The organism is Enterococcus sp. AZ062, assembly GCF_051715065.1.
Lineage (GTDB): Bacteria > Bacillota > Bacilli > Lactobacillales > Enterococcaceae > Enterococcus_B > Enterococcus_B mundtii.
Map to the genome: position 1 here is coordinate 3,161,537 of NZ_JBIOTB010000001.1, position 25,219 is coordinate 3,186,755.

Annotated in this window: 21 protein-coding genes; 2 read left to right on the top strand and 19 right to left on the bottom strand. The window is 37.4% G+C overall.

The window, feature by feature from the left end:
- Positions 1 to 16: 16 nt before the first annotated feature.
- Both IGJ00_RS14650 and IGJ00_RS14655 read right to left on the bottom strand, forming a co-directional pair.
- Positions 17 to 1,177 (bottom strand): glycoside hydrolase family 73 protein, encoded by a 1,161-nt coding sequence (locus IGJ00_RS14650; protein ID WP_010734052.1) that lies wholly within the window; start codon positions 1,175 to 1,177, stop codon positions 17 to 19.
- A gap of 329 nt (positions 1,178 to 1,506) precedes the next feature.
- Complete coding sequence (locus IGJ00_RS14655; RefSeq protein WP_142433070.1) at positions 1,507 to 2,352, bottom strand: SDR family oxidoreductase; 846 nt, start codon at positions 2,350 to 2,352, stop codon at positions 1,507 to 1,509.
- Between the two features lie 121 nt (positions 2,353 to 2,473).
- Between IGJ00_RS14655 and IGJ00_RS14660 the strand changes: the two genes are divergently transcribed.
- Positions 2,474 to 2,941, top strand: coding sequence for an Rrf2 family transcriptional regulator (locus IGJ00_RS14660; RefSeq protein ID WP_019723027.1), 468 nt, complete (start codon positions 2,474 to 2,476; stop codon positions 2,939 to 2,941).
- A 171-nt stretch (positions 2,942 to 3,112) separates the two neighbouring features.
- Positions 3,113 to 4,720, top strand: a complete 1,608-nt coding sequence (locus IGJ00_RS14665; protein ID WP_142433071.1) for an SWIM zinc finger family protein — start codon at positions 3,113 to 3,115, stop codon at positions 4,718 to 4,720.
- Positions 4,721 to 4,894: 174 nt separating this feature from the next.
- Here IGJ00_RS14665 and IGJ00_RS14670 read toward each other — a convergent pair whose 3' ends face one another.
- The 17 genes from IGJ00_RS14670 to IGJ00_RS14750 all read right to left on the bottom strand — a co-directional run bounded on the left by IGJ00_RS14670 (position 4,895) and on the right by IGJ00_RS14750 (position 25,037).
- Positions 4,895 to 5,227 (bottom strand): DUF4176 domain-containing protein, encoded by a 333-nt coding sequence (locus tag IGJ00_RS14670; protein WP_071866518.1) that lies wholly within the window; start codon positions 5,225 to 5,227, stop codon positions 4,895 to 4,897.
- Positions 5,220 to 6,113: a DUF4176 domain-containing protein gene (locus IGJ00_RS14675; protein WP_142433072.1), complete on the bottom strand. Its 894-nt coding sequence runs from the start codon at positions 6,111 to 6,113 to the stop codon at positions 5,220 to 5,222. The genes IGJ00_RS14670 and IGJ00_RS14675 overlap by 8 nt, the downstream gene beginning before the upstream one ends.
- Before the next feature lie 35 nt (positions 6,114 to 6,148).
- The gene (locus IGJ00_RS14680) at positions 6,149 to 7,057 is read right to left on the bottom strand and encodes a hypothetical protein (protein ID WP_071866516.1); all 909 of its coding nucleotides are present in this window, start codon (positions 7,055 to 7,057) and stop codon (positions 6,149 to 6,151) included.
- 5 nt (positions 7,058 to 7,062) lie between these two features.
- Positions 7,063 to 8,655 (bottom strand): hypothetical protein, encoded by a 1,593-nt coding sequence (locus tag IGJ00_RS14685; protein ID WP_375148286.1) that lies wholly within the window; start codon positions 8,653 to 8,655, stop codon positions 7,063 to 7,065.
- Positions 8,646 to 8,996, bottom strand: a complete 351-nt coding sequence (locus tag IGJ00_RS14690) for a hypothetical protein (RefSeq protein WP_142433074.1) — start codon at positions 8,994 to 8,996, stop codon at positions 8,646 to 8,648. The genes IGJ00_RS14685 and IGJ00_RS14690 overlap by 10 nt, the downstream gene beginning before the upstream one ends.
- A 9-nt stretch (positions 8,997 to 9,005) precedes the next feature.
- On the bottom strand, positions 9,006 to 9,260 hold the full coding sequence (locus IGJ00_RS14695; protein ID WP_071866513.1) for a hypothetical protein: 255 nt from the start codon (positions 9,258 to 9,260) through the stop codon (positions 9,006 to 9,008).
- A gap of 11 nt (positions 9,261 to 9,271) precedes the next feature.
- Positions 9,272 to 9,673 (bottom strand): DUF4176 domain-containing protein, encoded by a 402-nt coding sequence (locus tag IGJ00_RS14700; protein ID WP_108173512.1) that lies wholly within the window; start codon positions 9,671 to 9,673, stop codon positions 9,272 to 9,274.
- On the bottom strand, positions 9,670 to 14,079 hold the full coding sequence (gene essC / locus IGJ00_RS14705; protein WP_142433076.1) for a type VII secretion protein EssC: 4,410 nt from the start codon (positions 14,077 to 14,079) through the stop codon (positions 9,670 to 9,672). Before essC ends, IGJ00_RS14700 begins: the two co-directional genes overlap by 4 nt.
- Entirely contained in the window at positions 14,066 to 15,238 is a 1,173-nt protein-coding gene (essB, locus tag IGJ00_RS14710) for a type VII secretion protein EssB (protein WP_086335481.1), read from the bottom strand. Before essB ends, essC begins: the two co-directional genes overlap by 14 nt.
- Positions 15,235 to 15,510, bottom strand: coding sequence for a type VII secretion protein, YukD family (locus tag IGJ00_RS14715; protein ID WP_142433077.1), 276 nt, complete (start codon positions 15,508 to 15,510; stop codon positions 15,235 to 15,237). Before IGJ00_RS14715 ends, essB begins: the two co-directional genes overlap by 4 nt.
- A gap of 13 nt (positions 15,511 to 15,523) precedes the next feature.
- The gene (locus IGJ00_RS14720) at positions 15,524 to 16,009 is read right to left on the bottom strand and encodes a hypothetical protein (protein WP_142433078.1); all 486 of its coding nucleotides are present in this window, start codon (positions 16,007 to 16,009) and stop codon (positions 15,524 to 15,526) included.
- Between the two features lie 13 nt (positions 16,010 to 16,022).
- Positions 16,023 to 19,421: a type VII secretion protein EsaA gene (esaA, locus tag IGJ00_RS14725; RefSeq protein ID WP_142433079.1), complete on the bottom strand. Its 3,399-nt coding sequence runs from the start codon at positions 19,419 to 19,421 to the stop codon at positions 16,023 to 16,025.
- A gap of 247 nt (positions 19,422 to 19,668) precedes the next feature.
- Positions 19,669 to 19,962, bottom strand: a complete 294-nt coding sequence (locus IGJ00_RS14730; RefSeq protein WP_019722716.1) for a WXG100 family type VII secretion target — start codon at positions 19,960 to 19,962, stop codon at positions 19,669 to 19,671.
- 148 nt (positions 19,963 to 20,110) lie between these two features.
- Positions 20,111 to 20,995, bottom strand: coding sequence for an Rgg/GadR/MutR family transcriptional regulator (locus IGJ00_RS14735; protein WP_115358384.1), 885 nt, complete (start codon positions 20,993 to 20,995; stop codon positions 20,111 to 20,113).
- Positions 20,996 to 21,359: 364 nt separating this feature from the next.
- Entirely contained in the window at positions 21,360 to 22,256 is an 897-nt protein-coding gene (locus IGJ00_RS14740) for a phytoene/squalene synthase family protein (protein WP_142433080.1), read from the bottom strand.
- Positions 22,243 to 23,733, bottom strand: coding sequence for a phytoene desaturase family protein (locus tag IGJ00_RS14745; RefSeq protein ID WP_074801476.1), 1,491 nt, complete (start codon positions 23,731 to 23,733; stop codon positions 22,243 to 22,245). Before IGJ00_RS14745 ends, IGJ00_RS14740 begins: the two co-directional genes overlap by 14 nt.
- A 338-nt stretch (positions 23,734 to 24,071) precedes the next feature.
- The gene (locus tag IGJ00_RS14750; RefSeq protein ID WP_086335475.1) at positions 24,072 to 25,037 is read right to left on the bottom strand and encodes a tRNA dihydrouridine synthase; all 966 of its coding nucleotides are present in this window, start codon (positions 25,035 to 25,037) and stop codon (positions 24,072 to 24,074) included.
- Positions 25,038 to 25,219 lie beyond the last annotated feature (182 nt).

Consider the following 25,219-nt stretch of genomic DNA (forward strand, 5'->3'; position numbering starts at 1 on the left):
AGATATTTTTTATTTATTAATTCGCGTAAAAGCCGATTCCTTCATATCTCCAACCTAATGGTGTCAAAGAATCTCTTTCTACTGAACTTAATGTGTAATGATGTGTTCCGATAGTTTCATTTGGGTTAAATAGTCGATAAATTGGTTTAGAACCTCCAGAATAAAAACTTAGCCCTTCATATCTCCAGCCTAGTGGTGTAAGGAAGTTGATTTCTGACTGAGCCATTGTATAATGATGATCCCCATTATTTGGATTATACAGACGATACACCGGTTGACCACTATTTGGTGCTTGCCATGCAATTCCTTCGTATTTCCAACCAACTGTTGATAAATAGTTTTTCTCTCCCGCATTTAATGTGTACAAATGTTGCCCTGTACTTTTATTATATAAGCGATACATCGGTGAAGAACTAGAGTTTGGCGTATCATATTGTGTCAAATTATAGGTTTCAATAATACTATTCAATGTTGAACCATAGTTTGGTGCTGTCGCGTAACGCCCTGTTAACCATGCTGTGGCATCTTTATACGAAGAGGTATTACTTTTCCAAGCACCTGAGTAATAATACACACCCGATTGGAACGAAGTTGTTTTAAGAACAGTTACATTATCCTGTAAAGATTCTGCGTACGAAGGATATTTACGAAAAGCGGCATTTACAGTGATCCATTGCCCATTTACAAACTCAGAAGTTGGCATTGTTACGGATTGCCCATTATAACTTCCCTTTATTCCAAATAAATTGTAGTTAGGTGCCGAAGCTAGCGTACTTTTCCCCCAGCCACTTTCAACAATCGCTTGAGCGATCATAACTGAAGCATATAAGTCATTCGCGCTTGCTAAGGTCTGTGCACTTGCAGCAATGCTATCAATGAACGCTTGTTGCGCATTTGAAGAAGCACGTGCTGAAAATGCTGCTATGCCAGGATTTTCAAATTGTGATAAATCCGCTTGATGTGTGTGTGTTAGTTCTTCCCCATTTGTCAGAGGATTCGTAATAGATTCAGTTTGTTCCACATTTTCCGTAGGCTGTTCTGTCACATCGTCTGCTTGTGTCGAAACGGTGGTTTCAACAGAATTATTTGTCCCTACTTCTTCTGCAAGTACAGTAAGGTTGGTAGTCACAAGACTACTCAGAACAATTGCACTAAATAATAAATTTTTTGCTTTCATTACTTCTCCTTTATTCTTAAAAATAAAATAATTTAATGTGTTGCATATGATAACAGAAATATACACTCTCTTTAAACATCATACACTTTTTAATTATACATAGATTTCAACATTTTTCAGTATATAAATTCTTAAGATTTAGAGGAGTCTTTATGCCATTTTGTAACTTTCTATTTTTGAAGTCGATGATTATTGGCTCAAATCAAAAAATAAAAAATCTTAGAGGCTTGCCGGCATAGCTTAGAAATACATCTGCTATTTCCAAACCCGTACGCGTGCTCTAAGAGTAACATTCCTATTAAATTTGGTAGAAAAAACTAGTCCTTAATTTAGATACCTAACTCCCTTAACCCATCCTCTATCGAAGTCAATTCGCGTCCTAATACTTTTGCAAAATCATCAGAAGTTACATCTAACTGATTATTGCGAATATCATTTTGGATTGCGGTCGTCATTTCTGCGCCACCTTGAGAAAATCCCGACGCTGTTAGTTTGTCTGTAAATTCATCTGGAGCCAATGAAAGGATGTCTAAAGATTTCCCACTTACTTTAGCCACTTGTTCTGCCAAGGCTTGATAGGTGATTGGTTTTCCAGATAATTCTAAGACCTCAGGATAATCCATTCCTGCTAACACTTTTGCAGCTACTTCTGCATACTCTCTCTTTAACGCCCAACCGGTTTTCCCTTCGCCAGCTGCATAAACAAACTGACCAGTTTTCAATGCTACTCCAATCAATGGCATCTCATTTTCTAAGTACCAGTTATTTCGTAAAAAGGTATGTTTAATACCCGATTCTTTGATGATTTTTTCTGTAAATTGATGGTCTGGAGCCAGGATACTAGTCGAATGATCTGCATCCGCAAAACTAGTATAGGCAATAAAAGAAACCCCTGTTTCTTTTGCTGCTTCTACAACATGTTGATGTTCAGCTTGTCGGTTTCCCGGTACACCTGATACAAATAATAGACGATCGATGCCTTGTAGCGCCTGTACCATCGTCTCGCGATCAGCATAATCGCCGATGCGAACTTGAAGACCTGCTTCAATTAATTTCTGTGCCTTTTCTTCATTACGAGCAAGGACATAGATTTCCTCCAATGGAACCAGCTTCTTTAATTCTTCTAAAGCGTAGTGTCCAAATCCTCCAGTTGCTCCTGTTACTAAATAAGTCATATTCCCACTCCCTATTGATTGATTATTTTTGTCCATATAGCTGTACATTTTTAAAATACACCATTATCATAAAGAGTATGCTAAGATAAGTCAAGAAATCAAGTTGAAAGGATGGATTTTAATGAAATATTCTCTACAATTAAGCGATGCGATCCACATCTTAGCTTATATCCACATATTTCAAGGAACTGATTTACTTTCAAGCGACATGATTGCAAGTAGCATTGAAACGAATCCAACAAATGTTCGAAAAATCATGAGTCAATTAAAAAAAGCAGATCTTATCCATACAACAAGTGGGAAACCAACACCCGTACTTGCGAAAGCTCCCGAAAATATCAATTTATTGGAAATTTATCGAAGTATTGAAGGCAACACAAATTTGATCCAAGTAGATCCAAAAACAAATCCGAATTGCGTGGTAGGCGCTAATATCCAAGAAGTCTTGGCTGCAACTTATTCTCGATTACAAAAAAAAGTGGAAGAAGAAATGGCAGTAATCACTTTAGATGGACTCATTAAACAGATTGCATTATCAGAAAAAGAGAAACGTCCAGAAAACCAGCCGCTCGTGGAAAAATTTCTTTAGTTTGATGTAAATCAGAGTCACTTTTAGTTATCTAAAAATTAAAATAACAGTTTTATATTATTATTACTTTTATAATAGATTAAATAATCTTCGTACTGGAAAAAAATTGCTGTTTTCTTTTTATTTATTCGGTAAAATTAAACTATGAAGATAACTAAAGGAGGAAATTTTATGAAAGATTGGAAAAACGATTTTTGGGAATCTGATTTAGATCATGGCTATGAAATGTTTATTGAAAAACGCGTTCATGGATGTTTGTTTACACAAGAAAAAATCATCGCAAAAGTCACAGAAGAAAACAAGAAGGAGTATGACATACTTATCCAGTTAACAGATGACAACCAATTCTATGGTCTGTCTTGCAGTTGCTCCCACGAAGACACAGGTCATTGTCCTCATGTCGTGGCTACCTTGTTCAAATATGAACAAGAAAAAGAGCAGAGAAAAGCAAATGAACTGGTCAAGTTGATTTCATATGCAAATGAGCAAGATATTCAAGACTTTCTATTAATTATTTTAAAAGAGAACCAAGAACTAGCTCAACGATTCCAAGAACATACTGCAATCAAAAATATGGACGATTACGATAAAATGATTGTTATTTTAGAAAAACATACCCATTATTCTGGAAGCAATATTCATGATCGTACACTTCAAAACATCAATAAAGAACTGTCTGAATTTTTAAACAGTCTTATTGATACATCCATCGCAAAAAAGCAGATCCTTCATGCATTCGAATTAATGAACAGAATAGTTGAACACTTTGACTTAGCAAAGGTACATAATGTAGAAAATGATATCAGCCTTATCATGCATCAATGTTACTCTCTATGGAAAAAATTACTTAGACATGCGTCTGAGCAAGAAAAACAACGAATATATTCTAAACTTTCAGCTAAAATAAATAACGCAAGCCAGTCTAGTTTTTATATCCAACAAATTTTACATGAAGAATTCCCCGAACAGTTCTCTGATCAGGATCAGCAAAAACTTAATCAAACATCTGAAAATAACGGACACTTAAACTATAAAAACAAACGACTGCTATCCATTCGCCAAATGGAAAATTTGAATTATACAGACAACCAAATTCATCAACGTGCACGTGAAAGCTGGCAATCTCCAACTATACGTTCACAATATATCGACTATCTGATGCAAAAGAGAGCTTATGAAGAAGCAATTACTGTTTTGAATGAAAGTATTGTATTAGATCAACACTCTTCTGATATGGTCACCTTGCATCGCTATGCATTAAAAAACCTCTATCATAAGTTAGGAAAAAAAGAGCTTTATGCGGAACAAATTTTACATCTCCTATTAGAAGGAGAGACCGTCGATATGAATTTGATTCATCAATTGAAAAAAACATATTCGATTGATCAGTGGGAAGAAGTACGAGAAAACTTATTTGAAAAATTAAAGTATCGTACAGACGTTGGATTGTTCTATTCGAAAGAAAGACGATACGATCTATTGTTGGATTATGTTCTCAAGTCACCTGGACTGGAAGAAGCCAGCCGCTATTTTTCTTTCTTAAGAAAGCAGTTCCCAGAAGCACTCCTTCAAAAATATGAATATGAATTACGCCGGATGGCTGCTGAGACGACTACACGTTTACGGTATCATAAAATGGCTTTGCTGATCGCCGAAATGGCCACCCTCCCTAGTAGCACGATCTCTGTTCAATTACTGATCAAAGAACTAAAAGAAAAGTACCCGCGCAGAAAAGCAATGCTAGAAGAACTAAAAAAGTTAGAAAAAACATATAAATAATCTAGCGATAGCGACCCTATTCACAGTCATTATTTCGAAAAGCCGAATCAATAGCATTGCTTGTTGATTCGGCTTTTTGTATAGACGCTTATAAATAAATTCGTTGATTTCCTATATTTTCCTAAAAAAGAAAAAGCATTTCAACCACTTTTAAATAACATGCCGGTTCATCTGTCAATCAAATCCAACCGGAATTGATTGGGCTGGTTTACTGGTTGCTTGCTTCACGTCAGTCTCCCACTTGCTATAGATATCTAAAAATCTCACTTCTTCTTCATCACTATATCCTTCAAAAACAACTTTATCGATATTTCCATGATCAAAAAAAATCGTTGTTTCAGGATTTAATCCTGAGGGGTAAAGCACTGCCATATAGTCTGCAAACGTATCTTTTTTCGACTGTTGATCTGTATATACAGCACCTCTTCCAACGATGACTAATTTTTGTAACCCTTCCTCAAGCAACACGACACTTCCTAATGGTAATAACTTTTTCCCCTCATTCATTATATATTTCCTCCTTGTCAGTTCCTTTGATATGTTTGTTAAAATATTTCTCTCCGTACCATTCTAATTGTGTTTTCCCTTCAAAATTGCGGTATTCTTCTGAGTATTTGTGTTTATAATAACCGTGTAATAGATACGGGAAGAATAGATAGGCTTCGGCGATCATAAATCCTATATCAAACGCTAACCACATCACTAAAATATTTATAAAACCTACCATATCTGTTCGAGGTGTATCTCCATCTGGAAAAATAAAATTCCAAATTATAACTATTATGACCACTATCCAGCCGTAATTCAGTACCATTTGAATGATTTTTTCTATAAAATCATCGACTTTATTTTTTTCTTTATCTTTTATATTAAGCATTTTTATATTTAAGGAATTACATTTACTTCTAATAACGATATAACCTACTATGGTTAATAAAATCAAAACGATTATCATCCCAATAGAAGTTAATAGTTTCAGAAACATAGTAATAAAAAATAAATTTACTGTCAGTATTAACCAAATAATGTAATTGTTACAGGTGTTCATTGTAATAAAAATTCTTGTACTACTATTATTCTTATTTTTATATCTTGTATATAACCAGATAAATAAATACATAAAAAGAAATATCCAAAAAAAACTTTCTGTCAAAAAATTTATATCTGGTTCAGGAACAAGGCTATTTCTATCAGGATCTTTCATCCCTAATTCAGTAAATTTAACAAAACCATATTGTGCCATTATTAAAATTATTGATATAGATATTAATAAAAAACGCTTTTTCCCATTATATAATCCTCTTTTTTCAGTATCTTTTATCATATAATCGACTAAACGATCATCCAACAAGTTTAAGCTTTGTTCAAACGTCGCATTGAATAATTTTTTCATATTCTTCACCAATTAGAGTTAATCTCTTCTAATTTTTAAATATCTACTCCTTGTGTTTTTGTTGTTTCTTCTCTATCAGTTCCTTTGATGTGCTTATTAAAATGCTTCTCTCCGTACCATTCTAGCTGACTCTTCTTTTCCCAATTGCGGTATTGTTCTGTGTATTTTTGCTTATAATACCCCTGTAATAGATAGGGGAAATATAGATAGGCTTCTGCAAAAATTATTGCAATATCCATAGCTATCCACATACCTAACATACCTATGAATCCAACAAAATCTGTTCGTACTTCATCACTATTTGGAAATATGAACTTCCATATCATGACGATAATCACAACCATCCAGCCATATTTCATTGCTAATTTCATTACGTTATCTACCAGTATATCTACCCTGTCTTTTTTTCTCTCAACTTCATATAACACATATTCAATCGTACGTTTTTTACTCCTAAACACGACATAGCCTACTAGCCCGATTGAGCCTAGCACGAACAACATACCTAAAATGGTAAGGGGGTTAAAAAATACAGTTATGAATAAAAGATTCATCTCTATCACTAACCAAATGATATATAAGTTTAAGTTGAATTGACCTCTTATTCTTGTAAGGTAATACTCCCCTTTATCCCTAAAAATGAAAACTAAAATTAGCCAGATACAAAATAATAAATAAAACGACCACATTGGTAAAAAATTGATCTCTGGTGTAGGAACTGTACTGGGTCCTAGTTCTCCTTTACTAATTTTCGTGGATATTACGGCGATCAAATAATTGATTCCGATTAAAAAGACAAGCAATAGTACTCCTATCACTCTAGCAACTACCTTACCGCCTGTTGGATCCGGCAATTGATTAACATCTTTATTCATAAAAGTAACAAATGTATCATCACATAAATTTAAACTTTCCTCGAATGTTGCATTGAATAGCTGCTTCATTATTTTTATCCATTAACGCTAACCCCTAATAGTTTTACTGAAGATAGCACCTTTCCTATTGATTTTCCCACTACCTGAATATTACTGAACACACGTTTTACTGTGCTTATATTTTGTGTCACTGATTTCCCCATCTTTTTTGTGACATCACTTATAGCTTCAGACGCCTTATCGTGCAAACTATAAGCTCCATCTTTTGCACTATCATAGATATCTGGTTTAACAAATTGCACTAACTTGTTTATTCCACCTATAGCTCCACCAATTAGTGCACCTCCTACAGCTCCCGAAACTGTTCCCAAAAACGGAATAGGAATTGCGGTACCAATAGCCCCTCCTATTGCACTACCAATCGTCATTCCCTCTAACGGTCCAATACTCTTCACCATCTCTATTCCACCACCTATTATTCCTTTACCAACACTTCCTGTTTTTCCATATTCATTCACAGCATTGGCGGCGAAAGTGACGCCTAATTGCGCGTAAGTAGCTACTTGTCCTGCCGTTCCTAATCCTTTGGCAACACCCCAATTTTTAGCTCCTTGTATAAAGCGGGAGTTCTTTAAGCCTTCACTGACGTAGGTTTTTACAGGAGAGGTAAATTTAGTGAAATGTTGATATGCCTTGCCTATCGTATCGATTTTAGGAATCCATTTTCCTTGAGCAACAGCTTTACCGAACATTTCATATTTTGCAAGACCGCTAAATAATTTATTTTTCATACCTGATGGTAGATGATTAGCAAGCATCAAAAATTCATCGTTGGATGCCAACTTGTTTACCAATGCATCAGGATAATTGCTGAGCAACATTTCAAGTCGTCTGATTGTATCGGTTTTCCCATCTTTCAGGGGTTGGACCAATTTTTCGATCTCCGCATACAGTTCTAAGTAAGCATTGTTTGAAGATTCTTCTAACAATGCTTGTCCGTTTGGTTTGTACTTCTCAAACCAACTCCCATCCACTCCTTTCGGCAATACATAACTACCGTCTGTCTTGATGGTTGTTTGATTCAAGACTAATACGCTTTGCATGGCGAGTTTCAATTCCAGCAGACTGTTATTGAACAGTCCACTGGTTTGGGTGTTAAAGGCATGCAGTTTTTGTTGTTTGCGTTGCAACTTGTAGATATCTTCTTGCAGGCTGTCCGCCATTCGCATCAAGTTTCGATGAAAATCACTGAGCATTTCTGTAATACCTGGTAATATGCTTGTATTAGCGATCTGCCTAACCGTCTGCGCGTGGTTATCGATCGATTGTTTAGCGAATGTTTTGGCACGAATCTGTCCGCTTAAATTCTCTTCGTCCAAGTATTCTTCACTGGCAATCATTTGATGTGCGGAAGAGTAAAGATTCAAGTCTGACTGAATCCCTTGTACCGCAGTGTTTACCCGATTGATCGTAGGTATGATCAACTCAGAAAACAATCCTTTACCGGCTTGATAAGCCGCTCCGGAGAGTTTTTTGCCATCAACCGCTTGAACAACTTGTTGACTACCTGTTCGTAGTTGGGTGATCGTTGTACGAGCAAGCGATAAATTAGTGGTCAGATTGCTCATTAAATTAGAAGACTCTGTGGCTGAATAGATTAGTCCCATCGTTTATTCCTTTCTTTCTGAAGTTCCGTACGTTCTTCTTCAAGTTTTATCAAACCTTTTAAGTATTCTTGATCTAGTTGATGCTGTTGGGTTTCTACCAACTGCGTGAAGTAAGTTGATTTCCCTTCATTCTCATTTTGCTCCCAACGAGCAACTTGGCTTCCTTGAGATACTAATTCTTCTGTGAATTGTTGGATTTCTCGAAAGCTTTTTCGCATATCCATCTCTAAATAATGCATACATTGTTTTAACTGCTGTTTTTCTTTACTCAGACGCTCCAATCGTTGTTCATTGTTGCTGATTTTACGATCATATTCAGCGAGCAACTCTTCCTTTTCCATACTGACTCCTTACTTGAATCTTGATTGACTGTCTCTGACTGCGATTGCTTGAGCAAGCTGGGGAAATTTGTTTGCCTGTTCATTGACACAAGTAACTAGATTTGAAATATCGGTGAGTAGGTTGTTACTGACCTCTACGCCTGTTTTCATACTGCTGATCGTGCTCTTGCTTAAAGAACTTGTTTTGCTACTACTAACAGAAACATTTTTTATTCCTGATACGGCTGCTGTTGCAGTTGATTCCTGAGAAGCGATTTTCGTCATCTATTTTCTCCTTATCTGAATTGATAGAATGGGTCTTCTTTTAATCTCTCTTCTTCATTAATTTTTATGGTTTCTACAATCGGTACAGGTTGCTCCTCTTGCACGAGTAGTGGTCTAGTTGGCGCATCCTTAAGTTGTCTCAATAAATCGTCTAAAAATTCTTCATCAGCTTGGTTTTGGAAGCCTTCGAATAACACTTCTGTGATTTGATCCGCATGGATAGAAAAGACTTCTTGGCTTGGCACATCGCCAAACGGATGAGGGGCTACTCGATATCTCGATATCACTTTTTCTTCTTCATTTTTGGCGATGGCACGAGCAACGACAAAATAGAGCAGTTGGTCATCCTCTGTCCCTACCAGTCTTAAGATACTGCCTAGTGGCAAAAAAGGTGTGATCATTTCTTCTCTCATGCTTCTTCCTCCGTAGGAAACACCAAAGCTTCCAATTGTTCATCCTTCAAACTGTGTAGGACGTTTTTAGCAACTATTGCGTTTTTTTCTTGATAAGAAAGATTTTCAATAAATAATTGATTTTGTAAGCTTCCACCAAATAAAATATGGTCGATATTTTCTTTTACGAACATAGTGATTCCGCCAAAGGTATTGCCCACTTTCGTCATATGATCGAGAAAAACAAATTGTAAATGGTCGTTTCCGCCACTTAGCAGAGCGGTAACTTCCTCAGGGTTCAATGTTAATTTATCGATCAAGTCTGCAATACCATTGATAATGATGATCCTCTTGCCAGTTTCATTTGTTAAGAGAGCTTCTAGAGCCGTTTTTAGAGCTGTTGGTTCTTCCGTGAGGCATGAACGGTCCAAGTATAGTGAAACTTTCGGCTTTGCTGGTTCGAGTGTTCCATTTGCATCGATCAACACCACTTCTTCTTGTCTTTCTTGACAAATTTGTTGAAGTAGCCAAGGCATCATCGCACGAAGTTGCTTATTGGATTTGAAAAAGATCCCTAATCTCATTCGCTGGAACAAGTCGAATGATTCTACTGAAGAAGTGGCTTTGTTTAATCCCAAATACAGTGTGTGGTCGTCTTGTTCAAGGTAAGAAGCAAAACTTTTTTGCGTTAGGTTTTCTGGTACCATTGGAATTTTATCTGGGCGTTCGCCTGTCCAAGCTTGATTGATTTCTATAATTTCTTCTTCCAGATTTTGGAGTAATTCAGCATCATTTTTCCCATTAATCGGCAGATAAACCTGAATGGTAGTTGGCGTAGAAAGTAAGACTTGTCCGCGCCCATTGATTGCTTCAGGTGACAAAGCATTTCTGCCCATGACCATGTTTATTTCATTTTCATCGTTTAAATATAGCGTGATCTTAGTGGCAATATTGCTCATCATGTTCGTCCGAATACTTCCTGCACGATTCGTGGTCATCACAAGAAAGATACCCAAACTGGCCCCATCTCTTAGTAATTGAAGAAGCACTTCGTCGATTCTATCTTTGCGCTTATCTTCCAAGCTCAGGCCATCATAACTATCAAGAATGATTCCTAAGATCGGCAATTTTTCTCTTGTTCTTGTTTCGTATTGCGTTAGATTCGCGACACCAGCTTGCTTGAACAAATTTTTGCGCTCTGCCAATAATTTTTCGATGCGATCAAGCATTTTTTGCAGTTTTTCATCTTCTTCCAAAGTCGCTATATCCGCAATATGGGGTAATTCCTTGAGTACTAATAAGCCATTATTCCCAAAATCGATTAAATGAAACTGAATCGTTGCAGGAGTATTTTGACGGGCAAGGTTCATTACAAGTGTTTGCAACACTGTTGACTTCCCATAGCCTGGACTAGCTACGATCAATGTGTGACTCGCTTCTTCGAGATTGAAGGTATAATTCATTTGTTTTTGTTCAGAAGGAATATCTAAACAACCAAATGGGATAGCTAGATTACGAACTTCTGACTGTTTTATTTTTGGCGTCATAATCTGCTTATCTAAGTTCGGTAGCCACGGCTTATCCGGCAATTTGTAGGTAGAATCGGCAAAGGTTGTCTTGATCTTATCAATCACTGCTTCTAATTGTGTTGGCAAATCTCGTGTATCTTTTCCTTGAATGATTTCGATATCTGGATCATAAAGCAATTCTAACTGGCCCAATTCATTGATTTTGAATACCCGTTCATCGATCACTTCTTCGATCAATTGTTCTGGATCATATGGAACCCCCGCATAACCACTTTGAAATAATTCATACACCTCATTTTCGCCAACTTTCAAATAGCCTCGTCCAGGATTCGTGATTTGTGCGGCATCTGGCGTTTTGAGTAACTCATTCGAGTCTTGGACACTCGCCATTTTCAAGGCAATTTTACTCGTACTATTGGCTTCGATCTGATCATTGACTACCCCAGAAGGTTTTTGGGTGGCTAAAATCAAATGGACACCTAATGAACGTCCGATTCGGGCAACAGAAGTGAGCTCATCTAAGAATTCTGGAACATTGGCTTTAAGCTCCGCAAATTCATCCGAAACTAAAATCAAATGAGGCAAAGGTTTTTGCGGATAAACAACGTCTGGTTTTGGAGTCTTTCTTTGTTTATACAAGGTCATGTAGCCGTTGATATTATTTACGCCATATTTGGCAAACTCTCTTTGACGTTTCGCTAGCTCTGCTTTGATGCTTGCTAAGGCTCGCGCAGTTCCAGCACCATCCAAATTAGTGATTGCACCCATAAAATGGGGCAAATGATCTAAGGTATTGGCTATTCCGCCACCTTTCCAGTCAATAATCAACATGCCGATATCTTCGGGCGAAAAATTGATTGCTAAGCCGATCAAATAAGTCGTTAAAAATTCAGATTTCCCTGAACCAGTCGTACCACCAACTAAGGCGTGTGGTCCATGGACTCGTTCATGTAGATCCCAATAAGCCAAATCTTTTTTTCCACGCCAACCGATTAATGAGCGAATCGATTTATTAGGTTCAGCAGTAGCCCAGCGATTTGAAATCGCTAGTTCTTCAACTGTCTTGACCTCATATTGTTCCAATAGACTCAAGCTGTCAGGTACGGCATTTTTCTCTACTTCCACATGATGGAGATTCGCCAAACGCCGAATGGCTTTTTCGATTGGATAGGTTGTCGGCAAATGATTGGGAATAAAACGCTGGTTCACATATTCATTGTTCTGATTGATCAACGTTGCTGCCTCATTGCTTTGATATTCAATTAAAGTAGTCGTTGTTTCGGGCAACATATTCAACGTTTCTTTTCCCCAAATGACCGTAATTCCATAGTCTCCTAAGTTTTCGGCTAAAAACTCGTTCAATCCATGACCTGCCAACCAACTTTCATCCAAAATCGAAAAAACATACTGTGGCTGAAAGTGTACCTTTTCATTACCCGCTTCACGTGCTTGTTGTTTTCTTTTTGCCACTATTTGATAAAAAGAATTCAAGATCATGTCTCGACTTTGGGGGGTATGCACCATTCCTCTTAGATTTAAAGAACGGATTTTATTATGAGGTAACCAACGCCATTCTCGCCAATGTTGTTCGTACTCTTCCGACGGGATCAGTGTAATGAATTCGACGTCTCGATAAGAATGCAACACACATAACTGAAATAATAGGAGTTGTAATGCTGTTCGCAAAATACTAGGTGTTCCTGCTAAGCCAACCGTCTGTTCCAAAAGTGAAACGATGATCGGGGCATCTCCAAGTTGTTTGTAGGGGCTATTAAGATGCTCAAACGCTTCATTACTCAGTTCATCCTCTTCTACCGGCTGGAAGTTTGTTTGAAAACTAGCATTGATTTCGCCGATTCCTAAGCGGACAGTCAAAAAATCTTCGTTCACTGTCATGCGTTCATAAATCCTCGCATGATAATCTTTAGCCATCAATGCTAATTCATTCAGTGCGGGATTCATATATTCTAATGCTGTTTTTTGTGTTTGCTGTAAGACAGTAAGCTCTGACTTTTTTTTGATCATATACTGACGGAAATGCTCTTCTCTCATGTGATTTTTTCTGTTGATTTCTTTTTTGTTTGTAAAATAACTCGATACAGAAAAACCGGTTGTAAGTAAACTAGCGCCTCCCATACTGATCAACATAACTGGATTGCCTCCGCTCAAAAAACTTGTAGCTCCGCTCAAAACAACCATACCTAACGGTGGAACGATGGTTTTCAACCACTCATTCTTCCCTTCATTAGATTTCTGCTTAGGTGATTGGATCTCTATTTTTTCTTTTGGCTCTTTTAAATGGATTCTTGGACTACGCCTAAATGCTGGAAAATTTTCTGGATACTCGGGAATGTAGGGTTCTTCGAGCAACTGCCAGGGGTCCAACTGTAGCTGATTTTTTAAATCTGAGATCTTTAATTGTTTCTCGCGCATCTCAATCATGAGATAATCAATGATCAATTGATCGCCTACAGAAAATGGAAATACACCTTTTTCTACACGTTGGTGATTGTAATAAATCTTGGCTTTACTAGGATAGATTTTTACTTGATAGTCATCAGTATTATTACGATTAATAAAAATCAAGGCATCCGAATCAATACGGATTGCCGAATCTTGTGCATTTGATAGATAGACGCTTTCCCTTGGCTTATTGACGATCACCGTTTTCAAATTTTCATGATGAACGAGGAGAAACTTTTCATCCTTGACTACTTCTCCTCCACAAAAAAGCTGTCCGTCTTCACAGTAAAGCGTTTGATTGTCCAGTATTACTTGATTATTTTTTTCTGTTATTTGTTTATGAATAAACGTCGAACCAAAGTAAAAAAGGTCATAAAGAACTGAAACGGAATGTTGGATTTGATCAGTTATTGAAATTGGCTTAGTTTGCTTCATTACTATCCGTCTCGCTTTCTAAGATTTCTAGGTACTTATTGATTTCTTCCTCATAACTCGTTAATAACTCTTGCTTCTTCTGACCACTCATTTTGTTGTTTGCTCGCGTCGCATCGTATAGTTTGGTATAGGCATGTAAAATGTATTGATGATCGCCGAGGTTTTGTGCGATATCTAGTGATCGATCAAAATTTCCCCGTCCGATATAGATCCAGTAAAGCAACGTATTCTCATTTGATTTTTGGGAAATATTATTTAAGATCGCTGTCTTTTGCTCATTCGACAAATTATCCAGCTGTACAGCGCTGACTGCAGCAACATATTGAGCGCCAGAAGGGAGATCTTCGGGTTTATCATCTTTTAATGTGGTTAAAACACCAGCGTAATTATTAGCAATATATTGCGTTTCAGCAGAACTGATCCGTTCTTGTGCGGGAAGTTTATCAAACGCATAGATGCCTGTCGTAAGCGCTAAACCTATTGTTGAAATGCTTAATAAAAGCGTGCCCCACTTAAACATAAAATAGCTTTTTTTGTTCACCATTTGAATTTCTGATGCACGTTTCGTTTTCTGCTGTACGACTTGTTCGCCAATCATGCGGTCGATTTCTGCGACACTGTTTGCTCTTTGGATTCGTTTAGAAAACTCGTCCTTCAATGTGCCATTTCCTTCAATCAGTTGCTCATAATCGAACTTAGGATGTAAAATTGTCAGGATCAATGCACGATATTGCTTCAAAAATTCTTCTTCGGTTATTTCATAAGGAATAATTGAATGCGCAAAACCTCTATGTGCTATGATGATTTCTTCTCCAAATAGAAATAGATTGGCTGGATGGATGAAAGGCTGGATTGGGCTACTCAAAAACTCGGATAAGAAATTGATTTTTTGTGCAAGTAATAATCGTTGAAAAAGTTCTGTTCGTTTAAGGTACTCTTGCAAAGAATAGATTTGTTTACTTTTCTGGTATTGAATGACGAGTTTTTCCTCTGAAGATTCTACGATCTGTCCAGAGAGTAAGTGCTTTTTCTGTGTTAAGAATAGTTGATACTGTTCTAAACGATCGAGTTGGTATTGCTTAGCATTCAGTGTCACTTTGACAGCATCAGTTGATGTCTCAATCATGATCGTTTCAGAAATATCTTTTATGTGGGTCACGTTCGTTCCTCCGATTTTTGTTGAGATTCATGGATCAGTAAATGATCGCCTTCACTTAATGGATAATCTGCCACATATGCCTCTTCCTTTAAGCGGATCGGTTTATTTAATACCACTAAGTCGAACGCATCTGGCAAGGACGAACCATTTTGTATGAAAGATTCCTTTAATAATTCTTTTAATCGTGTAATCGTTACTTGGATCGGGATCTGTAAGTCAATGATTTCTTCTTTGACTTGTAAACTTATCCCAATTGCTTGATTTTTTTCCAACTACAACAGTCCTTTAATCATTTTTGTATTTCTGCTGTGAAAACTTTTTACCAAGATAATTGCCTCCAATAGTCAGTAAAATACTTCCTAGTAGAAGTAAGATCCACAAAACAATCCTTCCCTGGATAGCTGTGTGATTGGGGTTAGCTGACGACTGATGTCCTACAGACATTTGCCCTTCTTTGAATAATTGGGGTGTAATTGTTTGTTCAAAGACCTGTGGCTGTGAAGTTGCTTCCGACACAAAGACGAGGTTCTGAGCAGTGGAAATCTGTTGTCTTTGTTGTTGGACACGTTCTTGGTCTAATTTTGTTTTATCTTCTAAAAATAAATCGTGTACTATAAATGTTGTTTCATGATCTTCGATGCCTTCCCTTTCTTGGTAGATCACATGGTTATTGATAGTGAGTGTACTTGCCAAAACTGTGACATTCGGGTGACTTAAAAATAGTGAAACTACCAACAAAAAGAAAAGCCCCCCTATTTTTTTCTGAACCATTTTATACCTCCGTTTATTCATTTGACCGTTCTTTCTTCTCTTCTGGCCGGACAATAAAATTCAATATCACTCCAAATATCAGGAATAGAACGAGCAATAGATAACTTCCCCAACCGATGAGACCCTCATTCATCAACACAGTAAAACCGTTTTGAATATTCTGTAAAGGTGATAGACGATAGAGCCATTCTGTCAACGAGCCATTTTTGATTGCTACGCCCAACAAAGGAGTCAACATGAAGAACAAGCCAAAAATCCCACCACATAAATACAACGTGATTTTTTTGAATTGGCGCATGAACCCTAAAAGAATCAATTGACCACTAGCAAAGACTAAAAATGCATAAACGAACCAAACAAAAGAATGGGCGGCTCCTGATACTGTGGTCGTTAAAACGCTGTAAATAAGTGACAGAACTAACGTTACGCTGAGTACCGCCACCATATTAGGCACGTTTTTCCATATACGGTTCGGTGTGACTAACAAATCGACAGAAGTCACTACACGTTTTTTCATCACGCTAGATAATTGAAAGGATACTAACAGAATCATAAAGCCTCCAATCAATGTCACGTAGTAAGGAGTCAGTGAGCTTTGTCTTGTTTGACCAAAGCTTCCTTGTCCTAAAATCGGACTTGCTAGAAAATTAAAGACCTGGGGATTATCTGCCCCTCCATTCCTTGTATTCGAAAGGACTTCACTAAATGATTCGGCATATGTTTGATTTTCAGAAACAGTCTGTGCCGATTCATCAAGAGAGGTACTTAGATTACTTAAAATAGTGGTAGCATTCTCTTGTACTTCGATGGTCGATTCTTTTAGCTGATCGATCGTAGGTGTGATATCAGCTACTTCTGCCGCAGATTGACCGGTAACTTCAGCTGCTGCTTTTGAACTTGCCATCAATCCTTGCATCGTTTGGATCAGACTGGCTGTTTGAGCTTCAATCAGGGCGTATTCATTTTCTTTGGGATGTGGATTTTCTTCTGAGATGACGGATTCCGCTTCTGTTTGTGCCGTTTGCTGCCAACTGTCGTATACTGCATGGATTTGTTGATTCGCAGAGGCGAACCAGTGGTTTAATTTGTCCGCTTCTTCCATAAATGTTTGTGGCAATGTCATTAGTTGCAAGGTACCGTACAAGGTTGGTTTTAGTTTTTCAGGTTCTCTAGTCCCTGGAGAACCAATGACTGCTTGTAATGCAATGATTTGATTCTCGGTATCGCTATACAACTGATCCCCTGTTTTTTTGTATTCCTGATACAGTTGTTCGCTGATCATCGAAGGTTTGTCACTTTCCTGAAGATTGTTATATAGCCAGTAGATTGAACGAGAATCAGCTAATTCAATAAGAGATCTCCCCGTATTTTCTGGTTGATCGATCATCTGTCGGTATGCGGGTATCGTTATAGAATGGTGCGGTGCACCAAATAGCGTGACAATTTGTTGCGCAGTCGTACTTAATAGTTGAAACTGTGCCAAGATTTGTGGCACATCGTCGATCAATGGCTGATCCATCGGAAGATAGACTGAGAATTCCCTCGTTTGTTGTACGTGTCCATTGATTATCCATGTGTAAAACACTTGATTGTATGAAGTAGTCTGTTGTTCTGGAGTCAACTGCCACTTTAAAGGAATGCTTACTTCAAAGTTCAATTTATCTGGTAGCGAAGGATATTCTATACGCTGGTGCTCTTCTTCCGTTTCTTCTTCCGTTTCCTCCTCCGGTTCAATCGTCCAAGGTTGTACGATTGTTAATGAATAATCTGTATCTACTCGGATCGCTGTTTCATAGTTGTAGGGTGCCAGTAACTGATTCAATTGATTTTCCATTTCTGTAACATCATATGTTGGATCAAAAAAGAGCATCCCTTGCTGCTCTTCTTCTGTTTGTATCGAGAGGACCGTGTCTTGTTTTAACTCAATTGACATCTGTTGATTGGTGGTGGGTAAAGAAATCGTTGCATCATGTTGCGCTTTCGGTTCAAGATAAGCAAAAGAAGCTTCACTTCCGATTGGTCGGTCAAAATCGTGGGCATAACGTGTAACAATCGCTAGCTCATCATTGAAAATAGCGGCCTGATCCTGACTGATCACTGCTTGATTTTGTAATTCAGTTAATAATTGAGCTAAACTATCCACCGAGATCTGGGGCAAAGTCTCCTCGATAACTGATTGATATGCCCCATCTAATTTGGGTCCATTACTTTGATTTGTCATCAATTTGATAATCGCATTTTTAACTTGATCTTCTGTCGCAGTTACAGGTGTACTTGTCGGATCATTATAATACGCATTGGCAATTTGACCTTTTAAGCGTTCTAGCTGTGCTACCTGACTCTCCAACTCAGTAATTTGTTGTTGGATCTCTTCAATGCGTGTTTGTTGATTGGTTTGAAACGCCGTTGCCTGGGTTAAGAAATCCCAATAGATACCGAAACTATTTTGTTCATTTTGAGTATAAAAATTGCTAAACTGAGCTGAAATTGCATCATTGAACAAGTCGTATTGATTTCTATAGTCAACTGTTGCGTTCTCCCACTGAGTGGTTAATTGATTTTTTTGTAAGGTGACTTGTTGATTGAATTGATTGATTGCTTCAGTGATTTTTTCATTCGCTTCTTTTGTATAATCAACAATTGTCTCCTGAACATTTTCTGTCTCTTTGTAGGTCTCTTCTAAACTTGAATTATTGCGCTCCAAAAGAGATTGTACCGAATCGACAAAGGCTTGTTGCTGTGCCTTGAATGCACTATTTGTTGTATCTAAAATACTAGTTGAGTCTAATACACTCGCATAGTTGTCTGGAATATTTTGGAATGGCTGATAGATACTATTTTCTAGATTTTGCTGATAATTGCTATGTGTATTCGTCATTTTATTCACGTTTTGCTGCGCTTCAGAGAGATTTCCTACAATACTGGAAAAATACATTTGCACAACACGCTGATTGAAGTTTGTTAAAATCTGATTCACTTGTTCTTCGATCATTTGGTTGGTTATTTCATTTTGTCCCTCCCGCACTTGATATTCGATGACCGCTTTTTCTGGATTGATGCTTTGTAAAGATAATAGTTTTTCCGAAAAATCTTGGGGAATAATGATTTTTGCATCGAATTGGCCGTTCTCTAGTCCTGTTGTTGCAATATTACGCGTAGTCGTTTCCCAACGATTGGTGGAATCTTTATTGATCAGTGTCACAAAATCGGTTCCTAACAAGTACTGCTGACCTTCAAAATCTGCTCCTCGATCCTCATTCACCAAAACATATTGCATTTTTGTCGTCGGGCTGGCGGTGCTCGTGATGATACTCTTTTCTTTAAAGCCGATATACGCAAAGAAAAGAAGCAAAGATAAACTTGCGATGACCGCAAGGATAAATGGCTGCTTTTGCTTCAAATGGTTTTTCAAGTTGTTCTCCTCCTTCTAAAAGAGCATGGGGTCAGAAGTGACTTTCCTGTATTTCTACCTTTAAAAATAAGCGTCAAAATCCAAAAATAGCTAGCTGATTTCGGATTTTGACGCTTATATCATGGCGATGTGCACTTCTGTCATATCCTCTTTTTAGGCTATAGCTGAGATGCTCTGTTGCACATTGTGTGTTGTTGCACATGTGATTCGTTTAAGAAAACCTAACTGACTTCTGTTTGAAATCAAGTTAAAATCCAAACGAACCTGCATCTTGACGATCGCGTTCTGCAACCGTATCAGCATACTTGTTCAACTGCTGATTGATGCTCTCAAGAAGTTCTTCCATTTGACGGACATTACCTTCTAACTGGTTGTATTGTTCCAAATAAGCTTGAAATGCTTGTCCTTTCCACTGTTGACTGATTTGTTGGTTCATTGAGTTTACTTTACGGATCGCCTCTTGGATCTGAGAGGCTGCTTGTGAATAAACCTGTGCTTGTGACTTCAGTTGTTCGGGTGTGACTGCAATTACTCCTGCCATTTTTGTACCTCCTAAAATTTTTTTGACTAGTTTATCATACTTGATTTTCAACTGGTCAAAATAAAATACGCCGAATAAGGTTGATCTTCGTCGTATACGCACAATTCTTTTCGTATAAGATCAGTTATTTTAAGACAGCATTCAATTACTAGTGGGGGGGAAACTCATTCTTGAGTTCAAAATCAACTTGGTACGCCTGCTCCACGAAGCGTAATAATTCATATTTCTTTTGATATTGTTGCTTTGAATCCAAGTAGCAACTGACTGCTAATGCGTTTTTCACATGAGACTTTCCTTTTTCATTTCCTTTGATCATATACCAGACGCCTTGCAAAAACAGTTGCAAGTTCCGCTCATAGTATAGTTCTTCTTCAAGGAAATACTCCTCTAACTTCGCCCCATATTTCCAAACCAGGCGGAGATCCTGATTTTTAATAAATAGAATGAGACCATTCGCCAACATGCGAAACGTTTCACTTTGTCCACTACGGTTTTCTTCATAGACCGCCAAACTAAGAAACGACTTTTCTAAAATCAAATCAATAAATTTAGGATGGAACGCATACATACAGTTAGTAAACAAAAAAATTTCGTAGCGAGTCCATGTTTGCGCCTTCATTAAATACTGATAAACCTCTGAAGATAGCACATCGATTTTTTCCTCTTTTAATTGAGCGATCATCAAGCGACAAAGACTGATAAGATGGCGTTCTCTTTGGGTACTAGGTTCTTCTGTTTCATACAACATGATAATACTATGTAACTCTAAACTATCTTTTTTTTCAAAAGCGACTACCGCTTCTTGCATCAATCGATTAACCTCGGATAAATCATTTGGAAAATTAAATAACTGCAATTCATCGTAGTCCAAATTTAGTTTTTTTAAAAAATAAGTTAACTTACTGACTGTCGTATCTGCTTTATTTTGAATAAAACGTTTATAAACCGAACGACTGGCTTCCTCTCCGCAAAGTTCTGCGATCGTTATTCCTTTTTGCTTTCTGACAAATTCAACGATTTCCCATACTTCCATTTTTTCACTCCTGACCTCTTTCACTGAAATTTGAACTCAATGATTCTTAGAAAGAGCTTCTATGATTGAAATTTGATAAAGCTAAAAATCCCCGTTTATTATAATCTTACCATCATTCTTGTTTGAATATTACATTTATTTATAATAACTACCGTTTTTAAAATATAAAGACTTTAATAACAAATAAAAAAAATGTAACAAAAAAATATTGATGTTATTTATAAATGTGATAATAAGGGAATAAACAATATATTTTCCGTTCAACATGTCATATTATAAAAAAGAATGAGCGCTCGCAACGGTACCTTCTGCGAGTGCTCATTCCTTTTGATGATGCATCAGATTATCAATGCTATCATACCAATTATAATGTTGATTGTTGTGGGCTATTAAGTAGGGTTTCTACATATTTTTTTGCTTTTCTTAGTAGCTGGATTTTTCTTATCTGACTGACATAGTTTTTACGGTCTAACATTAAATATTTATTTTCTCTGATTACGCTTAATTGCTCTTTATAGATCATAGCGGCAGCAGTTAATGCGAGTTGACAATTCCGATCAATAAACGGCAGCATCGTAAAAGAAGTTTCATATTTTTTCTCTGCTTCATTGGCTACCGCTTCCCATAGATCAATCAACGGCTTCGCAGGTTCATCTGCTTGTAACATGGCTTCAGTCACACCATGGGCACGCATCATTTCCTTTGGTAAATAAATCCGTCCCATTTTATTATCTTCACCGATATCTCGTAAAATGTTTGTGAGTTGCATCGCTTCACCCAGTCGTTTTGCCTGTGACTGGATTTTTTCTGCTTGGTCAGATAATAAAGGTAACAACATCAAGCCAACACTACCTGCGACATAGTAACAATAGTCTTCTAAGTCAGCAAATGTTTTTGGCTGTGTAAAGACTAAATCTTGCTTTTGACCTGCGATCATGTCGTAGAACGGAGACAAGGTCATGGGATAAACGGAAAAAACAACCGACAAGGCACGCCAAATAGGTTGATCAGGAATTTTACCCATGGAGAAAGCATCTAGTTGGTGTTTTAATGCCAACAATTCTTCCTCACTATGCGCTAAGTCAACGGTATCATCTGCCAAGCGACAAAAAGCATAAATGGCATAGACACTTTTTGCTTTTTCTTCAGGAAGTTGAGAAAACGCTGCGTAAAACGATTTTGAATATTTTTTTATCACAGTTTCACAATAGGAAAAATCGTCTGCGTGTTTTTCAAACAGTTCCTGATTAGTTTTTGTCATCTTTAACCAACTCCTCTACCGCAAGCTTAGCACTTTGCATCACGATTGGTACACCAGCTCCGGGATGTGTACTGCTACCACAGAAATAAAGATTCTCAGCAGAAGCAAATTTATTGTGAGGTCGATAATAGTTACTTTGTTTTAAGGTTGGTTTCAACCCAAATGTTGCACCATTATAGGCATTGAAGTTTTTTTCAAAGTCTTTTGGTGTATAAAAACTTTCTGAAACGATATGCTCTTCAATATCAGTAAAGTCCGTCTTTTCTTTTAATAACGTCAATACTTTTTGACGGTATTCTTGGACTTTCGCCTCTGACCAATCTTCATATTTTGAAAGTTCTGGAACTGGTACTAATACATATAAGCCTTCATGGTTTTCTGGGGCTAATGATTCATCCATGATCGTAGGTCGGTATAAATAAAAGGATGGATCTTCCGGTAAACGACCATCTTCAAATAAATCATCCACATTTCGTTTGAAGTCATCTGCGAAGTAGATGCTGTGGAGATAGTCCCCCGGATATTTTTTATCTAGACCTAAGTATAGTAAGAAACAAGAACAAGAGTATTCCATCTTATCGATTTTCTTATCCGTATATTTCCCACGATTCTTTTCATCAGGAATCAACTCTTTCATTGCATAAGGGAAATCAGCACCACAAACGACCGCATCTGCTTCTATTCGTTCCTGTCCGATTCGAACACCTTTTGCCACTTTATCTTCAATGATCAATTCATCAACGGGTGTATTGTAATGGATCGTTCCACCTAATTCTTCTAATAAATTAGCTAGTGAGGTTGCTAAAGTATACATACCTCCCTTAATAAAATGAACTCCGTAGAAGAGTTCGATCATGGGGATGATCGTATATAACGACGGACCTTGGTATGGGGAAACACCGATGTATAAGGTTTGGAACGCCAATGATTTTCGCAACCGTTCATCTTTGACAAATTTAGCAATCGATGAATACGCATCACTAAAGGTTCTTAGACGAATCCCTGCCCATAGTGATTTAGGGTTATAGAAATCCCAAAAACCACGAAAGGATTTAGTAATAAATGCTTCTTTGGCTATGTTATAACGCTTGTAGATATCCGCTAGAAACGCATAATAGCCTTGTGCATCTTCTTGGGAAATCGCTTCGAGCGTTTTGGTCAATTCGATAAGATCATTTGAAAATTCGATTGGTTCTTCTTTATTGAAATAGAGCTTCAACATAGGATCGACTTTTTCCATCGGAATGTAGTCATCCGGATCTTTCCCACAAAATTCAAATACTTCGCGATAGATTTCAGGCATCATCACGATCGTTGGCCCCACATCAAACGTGAACCCATCTTTTTTGATTTGGTTCATCTTACCACCAGGACCACTTTCTTTTTCGTACAATGTTACTTCATAGCCTAATTTTTGCAAGCGTACAGCTGCACTTAATCCCGCAACTCCTGCACCTGTTACAATGACTTTTTTCATGACATCCACCTACTCAATTCTTGTTCTATAAATTTTTATCATCTGATAAATTTTAGGATATCATTAAATTTGTTATATCATAAAATAAAACGCTCAAATAACATATGTTACATTAAATTTTCTTCATTTTTCTTTGTTTTTAATTTATTTTTTATCATTTTTCACTCAGTATTATTTACGCGTGAAATATACGATCTAGATAGCCATTGTCAGCTAACCCCGAATAAACAGCCTTCAAAAGCCAATTCATTAAAAAAGCTATGACATCCGAAAATATTTTCATATTTTTAGATGTCACAGCTTTTTTGGTTGATTACTTTTATCACAACCTCAACTGTTTATTCAGTTTTATGTTGAAATTCATCTAATCGTGCACGAACTTCATCCGTAGATTTCGTGTTCATCAATTGCACACGTAAATCGTTGGCTCCTGGAAATCCTTTGACGTAGATTTTGAAGAAACGATGTAAGCCTGTGATCGAACGTGGGATCTCTTGTGCATAATGGTCTTGTAAATCTAGTTGTAAGCGCAGTAAGTCAATAAGTTCTTCTGCTGAATGCTCTCTTGGTTCTTTTTCAAAGGCAAATGGATTTTTAAAAATACCTCGGCCGATCATGATGCCATCTACACCATATTTTTCCGCTAATTCAAGCCCTGTTTGGCGGTCAGGGATGTCACCATTGATCGTCAACTTCGTTTGTGGGGCAATTTGATCACGCAAGGCAACGACTTCAGGAATCAGTTCCCAATGTGCCGCAACTTTACTCATTTCTTTGCGTGTTCGCAAATGAACAGAAAGATTCGCGATATCTTGCTTTAGTAAATGACTGATCCAATCAACCATTTCAGCTTGCTCTGTGTACCCAATACGTGTTTTTACACTTACAGGTAAACCTCCAGCTTTTGCAGCTTCGATCAATTCTGCAGCAACTTCAGGTCGTAGGATCAAACCACTACCTTTTCCACGCTCTGCCACATTCGGTACCGGACAACCCATATTGAGGTCTATTCCTTTAAAACCCATGTCAGCTAGTTGAATACTCATCTCTCTGAAAAATTCCGGTTTATCCCCCCAGATATGTGCCACCATCGGCTGTTCATCTTCAGTAAATGTCAAACGTCCTTTAACACTCTCTTTGCCATCTGGATGACAAAAACTATCTGAATTAGTAAATTCGGTGAAATACACATCCGGCGCGCCGGCTTTTTGGACAACATGGCGAAAAACCACATCTGTCACATCTTCCATCGGTGCTAATACAAAAAAGGGCGTAGGTAGTTCAGCCCAAAAATTATTCTTCATCAAGTACACTCCATTTCGCTATATACAAAGTTCCATCAAAAACATTGTTGCCATTATACAAGGAAAAAGAAAAAGAAGCAAAGTAGAGGTTGTGAAAGGAGCGATCAGCACTAAGGCATAAGACAGGAAAATCGAAAATGGTTGTTTCATTTTTGATTTTTCTGGCTTATGTCCGAAGTGTT